At 73.0% G+C, this 13752-nt stretch carries 10 protein-coding genes; 4 read left to right on the plus strand and 6 right to left on the minus strand.

What is annotated here, in order from left to right; translation table 11 throughout:
- Positions 1-14 precede the first annotated feature (14 nt).
- Together ABZ934_RS12670 and ABZ934_RS12675 are read right to left on the minus strand one after the other, a co-directional pair.
- Positions 15-1562 carry an acyl-CoA synthetase gene (locus ABZ934_RS12670; protein WP_361312034.1) on the minus strand — a complete coding sequence of 516 codons (1548 nt, stop codon included), beginning with the start codon at positions 1560-1562 and terminating at the stop codon, positions 15-17.
- A 5-nt stretch (positions 1563-1567) separates the two neighbouring features.
- On the minus strand, positions 1568-2686 hold the full coding sequence (locus ABZ934_RS12675) for a nitronate monooxygenase family protein (protein WP_361312036.1): 1119 nt from the start codon (positions 2684-2686) through the stop codon (positions 1568-1570).
- Between the two features lie 145 nt (positions 2687-2831).
- Here ABZ934_RS12675 and ABZ934_RS12680 point away from each other — a divergent pair, with 145 nt between their 5' ends.
- Together ABZ934_RS12680 and ABZ934_RS12685 are read left to right on the plus strand one after the other, a co-directional pair.
- Entirely contained in the window at positions 2832-4913 is a 2082-nt protein-coding gene (locus ABZ934_RS12680) for a serine hydrolase domain-containing protein (protein ID WP_361312037.1), read from the plus strand.
- A 94-nt stretch (positions 4914-5007) separates the two neighbouring features.
- The gene (locus ABZ934_RS12685) at positions 5008-5460 is read left to right on the plus strand and encodes a nitroreductase family deazaflavin-dependent oxidoreductase (RefSeq protein ID WP_361312038.1); all 453 of its coding nucleotides are present in this window, start codon (positions 5008-5010) and stop codon (positions 5458-5460) included.
- Between the two features lie 38 nt (positions 5461-5498).
- On the opposite strand, the gene ABZ934_RS12690 is transcribed toward ABZ934_RS12685, so the two are convergent.
- Positions 5499-7091, minus strand: coding sequence for an NAD(P)/FAD-dependent oxidoreductase (locus tag ABZ934_RS12690; RefSeq protein ID WP_361312039.1), 1593 nt, complete (start codon positions 7089-7091; stop codon positions 5499-5501).
- Positions 7088-9157, minus strand: coding sequence for a serine/threonine-protein kinase (locus ABZ934_RS12695; protein ID WP_361312040.1), 2070 nt, complete (start codon positions 9155-9157; stop codon positions 7088-7090). The genes ABZ934_RS12690 and ABZ934_RS12695 overlap by 4 nt, the downstream gene beginning before the upstream one ends.
- Before the next feature lie 311 nt (positions 9158-9468).
- On the opposite strand from ABZ934_RS12695, the gene ABZ934_RS12700 reads away from it, so the two are divergent.
- Both ABZ934_RS12700 and ABZ934_RS12705 read left to right on the plus strand, forming a co-directional pair.
- Entirely contained in the window at positions 9469-9957 is a 489-nt protein-coding gene (locus ABZ934_RS12700) for a helix-turn-helix domain-containing protein (RefSeq protein ID WP_361312042.1), read from the plus strand.
- Positions 9950-10342: a DUF4180 domain-containing protein gene (locus ABZ934_RS12705; protein WP_361312043.1), complete on the plus strand. Its 393-nt coding sequence runs from the start codon at positions 9950-9952 to the stop codon at positions 10340-10342. Before ABZ934_RS12700 ends, ABZ934_RS12705 begins: the two co-directional genes overlap by 8 nt.
- Positions 10343-10382: 40 nt before the next feature.
- On the opposite strand, the gene ABZ934_RS12710 is transcribed toward ABZ934_RS12705, so the two are convergent.
- On the minus strand, positions 10383-11873 hold the full coding sequence (locus tag ABZ934_RS12710) for a chloride channel protein (RefSeq protein WP_361312044.1): 1491 nt from the start codon (positions 11871-11873) through the stop codon (positions 10383-10385).
- On the minus strand, positions 11870-13750 hold the full coding sequence (locus ABZ934_RS12715; RefSeq protein ID WP_361312046.1) for a glycoside hydrolase family 15 protein: 1881 nt from the start codon (positions 13748-13750) through the stop codon (positions 11870-11872). Before ABZ934_RS12715 ends, ABZ934_RS12710 begins: the two co-directional genes overlap by 4 nt.
- Positions 13751-13752 lie beyond the last annotated feature (2 nt).

Raw genomic sequence — 13752 nt, forward strand, 5'->3', positions numbered from 1 at the left:
GTCCCCCCGGTGCGTCACATGGCGCGCTCACGCCCCTCCCAGTACGGGTCACGCAACCGTCGCTTGTAGAGCTTGCCGTTGGGGTCGCGGGGCATCGTCTCGATGAAGTCGACCGTCTTGGGGCGCTTGTACGCGGCCAGCCGCCGCTCGCAGTGGTGCAGGATCTCGGCGGCGAGCGCGTCGCCCGCCTCGAAGCCCTCGGCGGGCTCGATGACGGCCTTGACCTCCTCGCCCCAGTCGTCGTGCGGGATGCCGAAGGCGGCGGCATCCGCGACCGCCGGGTGGGTGAGGAGGGCGGACTCGATCTCGGCCGGGTAGATGTTGACCCCGCCGGAGATGATCATGTCGATCTTGCGGTCCCGGAGGAAGAGGTAGCCCTCCTCGTCCATCAGCCCCAGGTCACCGACGGTGAAGAAGTCGCCGATGCGGTTCTTGCGGGTCTTGCCCTCGTCCTTGTGGTAAATGAACCCGCCGGTGTTCATCTTGATGTACACGGTGCCGAGTTCCCCGGGCGGCAGCCGGTTGCCGTCGTCGTCGAAAATGGCGAGTTCGCTGATCGGCCAGGCCCTGCCGACGGTTCCCGGCTTCTTCAGCCAGTCCTCGGCGGTGGCGAAGGCGCCCCCGCCCTCGCTGGCGGCGTAGTACTCCTCCACACAGCCGCCCCACCAGTCGATCATCGCCCGCTTGACGTGGTCGGGGCAGGGCGCGGCGCCGTGGACGGCGTGCCGCATGGAGCTGACGTCGTAGGCGTCCTTCGTCTCCTGTGGGAGCGCGAGGAGGCGGTGGAACTGGGTCGGCACCATGTGGGTGTGGGTGCACGCGTACCGGTCGATCAGGCGCAACATCTCGGTGGGGGTCCACTTGTCCATGACGACCAGAGGGTGTCCGATGTGCAGGGCGGCGCCCGCGAACTGGAGGACGGCGGTGTGGTAGAGCGGCGAGCAGACGAGGTGGACGTTGTCGTCGAAGGGCCGGATGCCGAAGATGCCGAGGAATCCGCCGAGGTACGTCTCCTCGGGGAGCTTGCCGGGCAGCGGGCGGCGGATGCCGCGCGGCCGGCCGGTGGTGCCGGAGGTGTAGTTCATGACCCAGCCGAGGGTGCGGTCGGCGGGGGGCGTGGCCGGGTGTCCGGCCAGGAGGTCCTCGTACGGGCGGAAACCGGCCACCGTCCCCACGGCGTAGCGGTGGCTCGCGGGCAGGCCGGCCTCGTCGGCCGCCGCGGTGGCGGCCTGGGCGAAGCGCTCGTGCGCGATGAGCACCTTGGCCCCGGAGTCGGCGACGATCCAGGCGATCTCGGGGCCGACGAGGTGGTGGTTGACCGGGACGAGGTAGAAACCGGCCTGGGAGGCGGCGAGGTAGGCGGTGAGGAACGCGACGCCGTTGGGCAGGACGACGGCGAAGACGTCGCCCTGTTCCATCCCGGCGGCGCGCAGCCCGTGGACGAGCCGGTTGACGTCGGCGTGCAGCCGGCCCGCGCTCCACTGCTCGCCGTCGGGGGTGGTGAGTACGGTGCGGTCGGGCTCGGCGGTGGCCTGGGCCCAGAAGCCGTTGGTGTCGGTCATGCTGCTCACGCCTCTCGGGTCCGGCGGCCGGCTATGCGGTTGACGCGGTCGATGGCCTGCTCGAAGCCGCTCGTCAGGTCGTCGAAGACGGCCTGGACGCTGCGTTCGCTGTTCATCCGGCCGACGATCTGGCCGACCGGGGTACCGAGCAGCGACTGGACCTCGTACTTCTGGATGCGTGACACGGCCTCGGCGACCAGCAGGCCCTGGAGCGGCATGGGGAGCGCGCCGGGCCCGTCCGGGTCGTCCCAGGCGTCGGTCCACTCGGTGCGCAATTGGCGGGCGGGCTTGCCGGTGAGGGCGCGGGAGCGGACCGTGTCGCCGGAGCCGGCGGCGAGGAGCTTGGCGGTGAGCGCACGGGAGTGCAGATCGGCTTCGGTGGTGGTGAGCCAGAGGGAACCGAGCCAGACCCCTTGGGCGCCGAGGGCGAGGCCTGCGGCGATCTGTGCGCCGCTGCCGATGCCTCCGGCTGCGAGGACGGGCAGGGGCGCGACGGAGTCGACGATCTCGGGGACCAGCACCATCGTGGCGATGTCGCCGGTGTGGCCGCCGGCCTCGTAGCCCTGGGCGACGACGACGTCGATGCCGGCCTCGGCGTGCCGGCGGGCGTGTTTGGCGCTGCCGGCGAGGGCGGCGACCAGGACGCCGTGATCGTGGGCGCGGCGGATGACGTCGGCGGGCGGGGAACCGAGCGCGTTCGCGAGGAGTTTGATGGGGTAGTCGAAGGCGACGTCGAGCTGGTCCCGGGCGACCTGTTCCATCCAGCCGGTGATCCGCCAGCCGGACGCCTCGCCCTCGGCGAGCTCGGGTACGTGGTGCTTGGCGAGGGTGTCGCGGACGAAGGCGCGGTGTCCGGCCGGGATCATCGCCTCGATGTCGGCTTCGCTGATGCCGTCGACGGCCTTCTTGGCGGGCATGACGACGTCGAGGCCGTAGGGCTTGCCGTCGGTGTGCTCCTGCATCCAGTCGAGGTCGCGTTTGAGGTCGTCGGGCGCGGTGTAGCGGACGGCGCCGAGCACGCCGAAACCGCCCGCGCGGGTGATGGCAGCGGCGACCGCCGGGAAGGGCGTGAAGCCGAAGATGGCGTGCTCGACTCCCAGTTTCTTGCTCAGCTCCGTCTCCATGGGCGTGAGGATGCCGCAGCGCGCCGGTCGAGGGAAGAGCTTTTCTGAAGCTGCGTCAGATTCTTTGGGGGCCGGGCGGTGCGGGAGGCACGGGCCGGGCGGGCAGATACTGCGAGAGGGTGCGACGCGGACGGGAGGACCGGTTATGGACGAGTTCACGGGGGCGGTCGGGGGCTACGACGGGGGAACGGCGGGCGCGGGCCCGGTCGATGGGACCGGAGCCGGCGGGGCGTGGGCCGGTCCGGCCGGCACGGCCGGCGGAGCGGGACCGGCCGGCGGCGGCGCGCAGGCGGGACCGGCGAGCAGGGCGCAGGCGGGACCGGCGAGCAGGGCGCAGGCGGGACCGGCGAGCAGGGCGCAGGCGGGACCGGCGAGCAGGGCGCAGGCGGGACCGGCCGGCGGCGCGGCCGCCGCCCGCCGGGGGCGGGGCGCCGTCGGGGCGGCGCCCGGCGGGCTGAGCCGCAGGCGACTGGGGGCGCGGCTGCTCGCCCTCGGGGGTGTACTCGTCCTCCAGGCCGCCCTCCCAGGGGCGGCGGGCGCGCGCGGCAACCCGGCCGAACGGCGCGCCCTTCAGGGGCTGAAGCTGCGGTACGGCTCCGCGCGCCAGGCCGGCCTGCTGGAGAAGCACCTCGAAGGAGTGGCGGAGGAGGCCCGGCGCTTCCTCGGCCCCTCCCCCGAACACCCGTACTACGCCGGGGCCGTCGTCCTCGCCGGCCGCGGCCGCACCGTCGCGCTCCACCGCGCCATGGGCGACGCGGTCCGCTACGCGGACTACGACGGCCGCACCGACCGGGTCCGGGAGTTCCCCGCGGCCGAACGGATCGCGATGGCCGAGGACACGGTCTTCGACCTGGCCTCCCTCAGCAAACTGTTCACCTCGCTGCTGGCCGTGCAGCAGATGGAGCGGGGGCGCCTGGAGCTGGAGGCTCCGGTGGTCAGCTACCTGCCGGAGTTCACCGGAGGCGGCAAGGAGCTGGTCACGGTTCGACAGTTGCTCACCCACACCTCGGGGTTGCGCTCCTGGGCGCCGTTCTACCAGGAGTCCACGCGCGAGGGGCAGCTGAGGCTGCTGTGGTCGGTGCGACCTCAGGACACGCCCGGGACCGTGTACCGGTACTCCGACCTGAACCTCATCGCGCTCCAGCTGCTCCTGGAACGGATCACCGCTCGCGCACTGGACACCCTGCTCCGCGAAGAGATCACTGCTCCGCTCGGGATGCACCGCACTCGTTACCGCCCACCGCTCTCCTGGCGCCGGAGCATCGCCGCCACCGAGGTCCAGCGGCCGCCTTGGTCCGGCCTGGACCGCGGTCTGGTGTGGGGCGAGGTGCACGACGAGAACGCGTACGCCCTCGGCGGTGTCGCCGGCCACGCGGGCGTCTTCGGCACCGCCTGGGACCTGGCCGTCCTCGCCCGCGCCCTGCTCGACGGCGGGGTCTACGCCGGGAAGCGCATCCTGCGCCCCGCCTCCGTCGAGCTGCTCTTCACCGACTTCAACACCGCCTTCCCCGGCGACGACCACGGCTTGGGCTTCGAGCTCTACCAGCACTGGTACATGGGCGCCATGGCCACCCCGCACTCCGCCGGCCACACCGGGTTCACCGGCACCTCCCTGGTGCTGGACCCCTCCACCGACTCCTTCCTGATCCTGCTCGGCAACTCCGTCCACCCCGTGCGGACCTGGCGGGCCGGCAGCGCCCCCCGCGTCGCCACGGGCAACCGCTTCGCCCGCGCGGTACCCGTCCGCACCCGGCACGGCGGCCCCGCCTGGTTCTCCGGCATGACCCCGGGCGGCTCGGGCACCCTCACCCTGCCCCCGCTCACCCCCACCACCGCGGCCGCCCGGCTGCGCTGCGCCCTGTGGTGGGACACCGTGCCGGGCGAAGGCGCCTTCCACCTGGAGGTTTCCCCCGACGGGCAGAGCTGGCAGCCGCTGCCCTTCACCACCGTGCGCTCCACCGGCGGCCTGGCCGAGGCATGGCCCCTGGGCCGCGCCGACGGCTGGTCGGGCCGCATCTGGCACCGCCTCGAAGCCTCCCTCACGCCCTGGGCGGGCCGCGAGGTCCGGCTGCGCCTGCGCCACGCCGCCACCGGTCGCTATGTGGGACGCGGGGTCTACCTCGACATCATCCGCGTCGCCGAACCGGGCCGCCTCCTCTTCGCCGAGGACCGCCCCGCCGACGCCGCCCGCCTGGAGGCCAGGGGATGGACGCGCTCGACCGACTGAGCGGCGCGGGCGTGCGGAATGCCCGTATCCCCACCCGCGTTGCGGTTCAATGCCGAGGTTCGTTGACCTTTCAACACGCGAAGGCAGGCAGAACATGAACGACATCGACTGGGACCACCCCATCGACCCCAAGCCCGGCTGGACGCTCGACCACGTCAAGCTGTACGTCGGCTCCAACGGAGCCCAGGGCCAGTTCTGGAACGGGACCCAGACCCTGCTGCTCACCACCCTCGGCCGGGTCTCCGGCAAGCCCGTGCGCACCCCGCTCATCTACGGGGAGGCCGACGGCCGGTACTTCGTCGTGGCGTCCAAGGGCGGCCACCCCGAGGACCCGCTCTGGTACAAGAACCTGACCGCCCACCCCGAGGTCCGCGTCCAGGTCGGCCCGAAGATCCTCCACGCCACCGCGCACACCGCGAACTCCGAGGAACGCGCCGCGTACTGGCCGCTGATGGTGGGCCATTGGCCCGCGTACGACGAGTACCAGGCCAAGACGGACCGCGAGATCCCGATCGTGGTCATCGAGCCGGTCGAACAGCTCGCGTAAGGGCCAGGCTCCCGTAAGGGCCGGGCTCCCGTAAGGGTTCAGCGTCCGAGGACCGCCATGGCGGCGTTGTGACCGGGAACCCCGCTCACACCGCCGCCGCGCACCGCACCCGCCCCGCACAGCAACACGTTCGGGTGGGCCGTCTCCACCCCCCAACGACCCGCACCCGTGTCCTGGCCGTCCGCGTAGGGCCACGACAGGTCGCGGTGGAAGATGTGCCCTCCGGGCAGGCGCAGCTCGCGGTCCAGGTCGAGCGGGGTCTTGGCCTCGATGCAGGGCCTGCCGTCCGCGTCGAGGGCGAGGCATTCGGTGAGGGGCTCGGCCAGATGCGCGTCGAGCTGGGCGAGGATACCGGCCAACAGCACCTCCCGCGCCGCCGTATTGCCTCCGTGTCCCCTCTCGAAAAGCCGGGCCGGGGTGTGCAGACCGAACAGGGTCAGGGTCTGATAGCCGCGAGCGGCGAGTTCGGGCCCGACGATCGAGGGGTCCGTCAGCGAGTGGCAGTAGATCTCCGAGGGCGGCACGGAGGGCAGCTCACCGGTCGCGGCCTCGGCGTGGGCCCGCGCGAGCTGCTCGTAGCCCTCGGCGATGTGGAAGGTGCCGCCGAACGCCTCGCGCGGGTCCACCGAGGTGTCCCGCAGCCGGGGCAGTCGCCGCAGCAGCATGTTCACCTTGAGCTGGGCGCCCTCCGCCGGAGCGGCCGGGGCTTCGCCCAGCAGTTCCGCGAGCGCCCGCGGCGAGGCGTTCACCAGTACCGTGCGTCCCGCGACGGCTCCCTCCCCGGTCGCCGTCCGGAACGTCACCTCCGCGGGCGCGCCCGTTCCGTCCGTGTCGATCCTCAGTGCCTCGTGCCCGGTGAGGATCTCCGCTCCCGCCGCCCGAGCGGCCCGCGCGAGGGCGTCGGTCAGCGCGCCCATGCCGCCGACGGGGACGTTCCAGTCGCCCGTTCCGCCGCCGATGACGTGGTAGAGGAAGCAGCGGTTCTGTGCGAGGGACGGGTCGTGGGCGTCGGCGAAGGTGCCGATCAGGCCGTCCGTCAGGACCACGCCCCGCACCAGGTCGTCGGCGAAGTGCCGTTCCACGGCCCGGCCGAGCGGTTCCTCGAACAGCATCCGCCAGGCGGCCTCGTCGTCGATGCGGGCCCGCAGTTGCGCGCGCGTCGGCAGCGGCTCGGTGAGGGTCGGGAACACGTTGCGGGCGAGCCGGCCGGTCGTCGCGTAGAAGGCGCGCCAGCTCTCGTACTCGCGGTCGGAGCCGGTCAGCCGGGCGAAGGACTCCCGCGTGCGGGCCTCGGAGCCGCCGACGAGCAGTCCGCCCGGACGGCCTCCGCGTTCGACGGGGGTGTACGAGGAGACCGTGCGCCGGCGTACCGCGAAGTCCAGCCCCAGATCGCGCACGATCTTCGCGGGGAGCAGGGAGACGAGGTAGGAGTAGCGCGAGAGCCTGGCGTCCATGCCCGCGAAGGGGCGGGTGGAGACGGCGGCGCCGCCGGTGTGACCGAGCCGTTCGAGGACCAGTACGGACTTGCCCGCCCGGGCCAGGTAGGCGGCGGCCACCAGGCCGTTGTGTCCGCCGCCCACGATCACCGCGTCGTAGGCCGCCTGCCGGAAGGGCGCCGAGGTCGTCGTCATGGCTCTTGGTAGCACACCTGGCCGAGCCGCTCCAGACAGTACGCCTCGTCGGCGTGGGCCAGCACCGTGTCGGGATGCCCCTCGCCGAGTGACCGTTCGCGGATGCCGGAGAGTTCCCGGTACAGGGGCAGCGCTTCGTGCCAGCGGCCCAGCCGGCCCAGTCCCACGGCCAGTTCACGGCGGCTGACCAGCGTGTCCGGGTGCTCGGCGCCCAGCACCTCGGCGCGCGCCCGCTCGACCTGACGGGCCTCGGCCACCGCCTCCTCCCAACGGTCCAACCGGCCCAGGTTCACGCCGAGGACGTGCCGGGCGCGCAGGGTCTCCGGGTCGGCGGCCCCGTAGGCACGGGTACGGTCGCGGACCAGGACGCGGAACACTTCGAGGGCCTCGGCGGCGCGCCCGGTGCGGCCGAGCGCGATGCCGGTCTCGTAGCGGGCGGCGAGGGCGTCGGGGTGGTCGCGGCCCAGGACGCGTTCGCGAACGGCGGCGACCTGCCGGAAGCCGGCCAGCGCCTCGTCCCAGCGGCCGAGGCGGCCGAGCGTGTACGCGACCTCGTACCGGGTCAGCAGCGTGTCGGCGTGTTCGGCGCCGAGCACGGCCGCGCGGTCCGCCGCGACCTCGGCGGCGGTGCGGTGGGCGTCCTCGTACCGGCCGAGGGAGCCCAACGCGCAGGCGAGGTTGTGCCGGCAGCGCAGGGTGTCGGGGTGGCGCGGGCCCAGGGCACGGGTCCGGGCGGCGACCACCTCGCCGTAGATCTCGCACGCCTCGCGGTGACGCCCGAGACGACCCAGCTCGTACGCCTCCTCCTGACGGGCCGCGAGGGTGTCCGCGTGGTCGGGCCCCAACAACCCGGCCCGCCCCCGGGCCACGGCTGCGTAACCGGCCAGCGCCGCCTCGGGCCGACCGGCGCGGCTGAGGGCGTGCGCGCGGGCGTGGGCGGCGTCGAGCGCGTCGGGGTGCTCCGGGGCGGCCGTGGTCGCGCCGCGGGGCACGGCGATTCCCACGGCGAGGGTGAGCCGAGGGTCGGCGGCGGCGTCGGGCCGCTCGATCGGCCGGGTCACGCCGGGCCGGGCGGTGGTCCAGGAACCGGTGAGCACGGCCCATTCCCCGCTGGCGGGGCGGGCGTCGATCCCGGCCTTGCGCCCGGCGGTCATCCCCCGGGCCCACTCGGGCAGCGGGGCCTGTGCGCCGGGCGGGCCGCCGGAGCCGAGCCGGTGCTCCACGAGCCGTCGGTGCAGGTGGCGGGCGTCACCGGGGCGGTCCTCGGGCCGTTTGGCGAGCAGTTCGAGGACCAGCCGGTCGAAGTAGTCCGGCAGTTCGGGACGGTGCTCGCGGGGCGGTACGGGCGCGGTGTCGCGGTGGCCGACCAGGACGGACCAGGAGTCACCGAGGTCGAAGGGCGGGGCGCCGGTGGCGATTTCGTACAGGACGCAGCCGAGGGAGTAGAGGTCGCTGCGGTGGTCGACCTCGCCGCCCGCGATCTGTTCGGGCGACATGTAGTGGGGGGTGCCCATGGCCATGCCGCCGCCGGTGAGTTTGGCGGTGAACCCGATGTCGTGGGCGAGGCGGGCGATGCCGAAGTCACAGATCTTCACGGTGCCGTCGGTGAGCCGCATGATGTTGGCGGGCTTGAGGTCGCGGTGCACGACGCCCTGGTCGTGGGTGTAGCCGAGCGCCGCGGCCATCTGCTCTGCGACGTCGACGACGACGTCCACCGGGAGCGGACGCGACTCGTTGTCCTCCAGGAGCTGGCTGAGGTTGCGGCCCTCCAGGAGTTCCATGACGAGGTAGAGCGGTCCACCGGCCGCGCTGTCGTCGCCGAAGTCGTGTACCACGGTGACGCCGCGGTGTTGGAGCGCGGCGGCCACGCGCGCCTCGCGACGGAAGCGTTCGCGCAGCACCTGGGTGAAGTGGTTGTCCTGCTCGGGGCCGAGGGGCTTGAGGCACTTCACGGCGACCTGGCGGCCCAGCGACTCGTCCCGGGCGCGCCATACCTCGCCCATGCCGCCGCGCCCGATCAGATCGAGCGACCGGTACCGGCCCTGGATCAGTCTGGACTCCGCCATGTCTTGCAGCCGCCCCCGTGTCGTGTGATACGCCCTCCCCGGACGGTCCAGTATGGCCGCTGGCGTTCGCCCTGTGTACGTCGAGGGGCGACTCCCGGGGCCCGTGCGGCGCATCGCTCTCAAGATGTGACCTGGCGGCGACCGTCGGCGCGACCTGCGGGGATGGTGCGCGGCAGGCGTCCGGTGAGGCGCGGGTGACGGGTGGCCGTGGGCCCGTCCGGGCTGGGCCTGGCGTGCGATCGCCGCACGTCACACTCCCTATTCTTCCCTATGGCGACGATGGAAGGCACTTTAGGGTACGATGCATACCCATGGAGAGTGCTGAACGAGAGCTGTACTCGGTCGGTGAGGTGGCGGAGCGCCTCGGGTTGCACGTACGGACCGTCCGTGCGTACGTGCGCGAAGGCCGGCTCAAGGCCGTGCGCATCGGCAAGCAGTACCGGATCGCCCGCGAGGACTTCGAGGCGTTCACCGCCGGGGCGTCCGACGGGCCGGCACCCGGGGTCGGGGCCCCGCGCGGGCACGTGGAGGTGTCGAGCATCGTCCAGATCGACGCGATCGGCCCGGACGCGGCGAGCCGGTTGGGCACCCTGGTCACCGCCGCGGGTCAGTCCGCCCGCGGCACCCCCGAACCCCTGCGCATCCAGACCCTCTACGACAAGGAGCGGGCCCGAATGAAGATCGTGATCCTCGGCAACCCCGGCGCGAGCGCCGACCTGCTGCTGCTCATCGACGGCGTGCTGGGCCCCGGCAACGGCATCCTGGCGGACGACACCGCGCGGGAGGCCGACCGTGGCTGACGTGGTGGTGGAACAGCACGGCGTGCCCGTCCTGGTGTGCGACGCCGAAGGGGCGCGGATCGCCACCGAGCAGGACGCCCTCGACCATTTGATCGGCAGTGCCTTCCAGAACCCGGACGTGGTCGCCGTCGCCGTCCCGACGGCCAGGTTCGACGACCGTTTCTTCGACCTGAGCACCGGCCTGGCCGGGGCGATCATGCAGAAATTCGTCACCTACCGCCTTCGGCTGGTGATCGTGGGGGACCTCTCCCCCCACCTGCGCTCCGGTACCGCCCTGCGGGACCTCGTGCGCGAAGCGAACCGCGGTCCGCACGTCTGGTTCCTGCCCGACCTCGCCGCCCTGACCGCCCGGCTCGCCCTGGAAGCCCCGCACGCTCGGGGATGAACGACTCCGGGCGGTCCTTTCGCAGGCGGGGCGATCACCGTCAAGGCGCCCGGCCCGCTCCGGCGCCGGCGCCCGCGGGCCGGCCCGCGGGCGCCGGCTCGGGCTCGGCCGGCGGCAGGACGGGGAGCGCGGGCAGCAGTTCGGTGGTGACGAAGGCGATCACGGCGGCGAGGATCGCGATCGGCATCATCGCGGGACTACCCATCAATAGGACCACGAGCACCACGCTGCTGACGGGCAGTCGCAGGACCGCGACGGTGGTGGCGGCCATGCCCGCCGTCATCGCCGGTACGACGCCCAGGCCGGGCAGGGGCGCCAGCAGTACGCCGGCCGCGGCACCCAGGAAGAGCGCCGGGAAGATCGGACCACCGCGCAGACTGCCCAGGCACAGGGCGTAGGCGACGCCCTTGAACAGCAGGATCGCGATCAGCGCGCCGATTCCCCAAGCTTGCGGATCGGCGGCCAACTGCGCCAGCGTGGCCTGACCGGACAGGGCGGCCTCCGCCGAGGAGCGGCCGGTGATCAGGGCGTAGAGGGCGGCGCAGGCGGCTGCGCCGATCGCGCACAGGACGGTACGCGGCCAGCCGCCACCGGCGACGAACACCGCGACCCGGCGCGCCACGAGCTGCACCGGCCGCATGAGGAGGGCGCAGCCGAGGGCGATGGCCATCCCCCAGAGCACGTCCGGAGCATCCAGTCGGACCGGGCCGGAGACTTTGAGACCGAGTTTGCCGGTGCCCAGACCGGTCCACCGCCCGAAGCCGGTGAAGACCAGGGAGCCGATGCCGCTGGAGAGCAGGGCGGGGAGCATCACGGCGAACAGCCTGGGTCCGCCCACTCCCGCCACCTCGATCAGCAGGACGGCGGCGACCAGCGGGTTGCCGAAGATCGCCGCGATGGCCGCCCCCGCTCCGGCCGCGCCGAGCACCGCGGTGGTCAACGGGCTCGTCGGGGCCCTCGTCAGGTCGCGCAGGAGCAGCGCCAGACCGCCGCCGAGTGCGATCAGGGGTGCTTCCGGTCCCAGGACCGCGCCGAGCGGCAGGCCGGCCGCCGCCGCGATCAGCACGCCCGGCAGTGCTACCGGCTTGGTGCCGCCGGTGGCCAATCCCGCCGCCGGGATGTGCCCACCGGCCCCCGGTAGGTGCCGGACGACCAGACCGACGGCGACCCCGGCGATGAGCAGCAGGGGCAGGGGCCACCACCACGGGGGCGCGTCCCGGCCCATGGCGTTCGGGAGGGACACCCATACGGCGTGTTCCAGCGCGTGCAGCCCGGCGAGGAACCAGAACGCGACCAGGGACACCGGAATGCCGACGAAGGCGGAGAAGACGAGGGCCTTGAGGTAGCCGGGTGCGCGCAGGATGGTGCGCAGGAGCTCCGCCTCCTGCGGCTCACCGCCCTTCCCCGGTCCGCCCGGACCCACCGGCCCCACCGGCCGGGCGGGTGGCGTCGGTTCGCCGGCGTCAGGGTCAGTGGTGCCCGCGGGGTCAGTGGGGACCCTGGGCTCCGTCGGTTCCGTCGGTTCCGTCATGGTTCCTCGTCGAGTTCGGCGTCGAGCGCGAGGGCCGCGGTGACCAGCGCGAGGTGGGTGAACGCCTGCGGGAAGTTGCCCAGTTGCTCGCCGGTGGGCCCGATCTCCTCGGCGAACAGGCCGACGTGATTGGCGTAGGTGAGCATCTTGTCGAAGGCGTAGCGGGCCTGCTCGACCCGTCCGGCTCTGGCGAGGGCGTACACGTAGAGGAAGGAACACAGTGAGAACGTGCCCTCGGAGCCCCTGAGACCGTCCGGGGACGCCTCGGGGTCGTAGCGGTAGACGAGGCTGTCGGACACGAGTTCGCGATCCATGGCGTCCAGGGTGGACAGCCAGCGCGGGTCCTTCGGCGGGATGAATCCGACCAGCGGCATCATCAGCAGCGAGGCGTCCAGGACCGAGCTGTCGTACCGCTGGACGAACGCCCGGCGCTCGCGGCTCCACCCTCGCGTCATGATCTGGTCCAGCAGGACGTCGCGGACGGCGGTCCAGCGCGTCAGGTCCGCCGGGCGGGCGGTGGCCACGGCTTGGCGGATGCCCCGGTCGAGGGCGACCCAGCACATGAGCCGGCTGTAGGTGAAGTCCTTGCTGCCGCCGCGGGTTTCCCAGATGCCGTCGTCGGGGCGGTCCCAGTGGTCGCAGAGCCAGTCCAGCAGGGCGGCGGAGCGCCGCCAGTCGTCGTATCCCACCACGTCGGGGGTCTGGCCCGCCTGGGCGAGGGCGTAGACCGCCTCACCGTAGATGTCGAGTTGCAGTTGGTCGGCGGCGCCGTTGCCGGCGCGCACGGGGGCGGAGCCGCGCCACCCCGACAGATGGCCGAGGACCTCCTCGGGCAGGTGCGGGTCGCCGTCGACGCGGTACATGATCTGGAGCGGCTCGCCGTTGGGTGCCCCGCCGTCCTGGAACCGGTCGGCGAGCCAGCCGCGGAAGGCGTTGGCCTCGGCGGTGAACCCCAGGTCGCGCATGACCCGTACGGCGAGGGACGCGTCCCGCACCCAGGTGTAGCGGTAGTCCCAATTGCGCTCGCCGCCCTCCTGCTCGGGCAGGCCCATGGTCGCGGCGGCGATCGGGGCGCCCGTCGGCCCGTAGGTCAGGAGCTTGAGGGTGATGGCGGAGCGGTTGACGATCTGCTGCCAGCGGCCGCGGTAGCGGCAACGCCCGATCCAGCGGTGCCAGAAGCGGCTCAGGTCGGTGAACTCCCGTGCCATGTCCTCGGCGTCGGGCGGTGGCGGGGCCGGCACGCCGGCGTCACACACCGTCAGGACGACGGCGGCGCGTTGACCCGCCGTCAGCGCGACCGTCGCGCGTACGTCGTCTCCGTCGGCTTCGAGCGGTACCCGGCCGGCGGTTTGCAGGTGGGCGGTGACGCCGGGTCCGTCGAAGCGCGCGGCGTGGTCGTGCAGGGTCAGGGTGTGGGGGGCGCGGCCGTAGTCGAAGCGGGGTCGGCATTCCAGGGCGAAGCACATGGATCCCCGTACCACCCTCATGACGCGCACCACTTGGTGGCGATCGGTGGGTGCCCGCTCCTCGCGGACGGGCATGAAGTCGACGACTTCACCGACCCCTTGGGGGGTGAGGAAGCGGGTGATCAGGACGGCGGTGTCGGCGAGGTAGAGCTGGCGGGTGACGACGGCCGCTCCGGGGTCCGGCGTGCCGGGCGCGACGCCGTGCGGTGTCCCCGTCCGCGCCGGCGCCCCCCGCGCGGTGAGGGAGAAGTACCCGCCGCGGTCATGATCGAGGAGCCCGGCGAAGACGCTGGGAGAGTCGAAGCGGGGGGAGCAGAACCAGTCCAACACCCCCTCGGAGGAGACGAGGGCGCAGGTCTGCAGGTCGCCGATCAGGCCGTGCTCGGCGATCGGCGGGTACGGGCGCGGCATCG

The organism is Streptomyces sp. NPDC046557 (genome assembly GCF_040645975.1).
Taxonomy (GTDB): Bacteria; Actinomycetota; Actinomycetes; order Streptomycetales; family Streptomycetaceae; genus Streptomyces.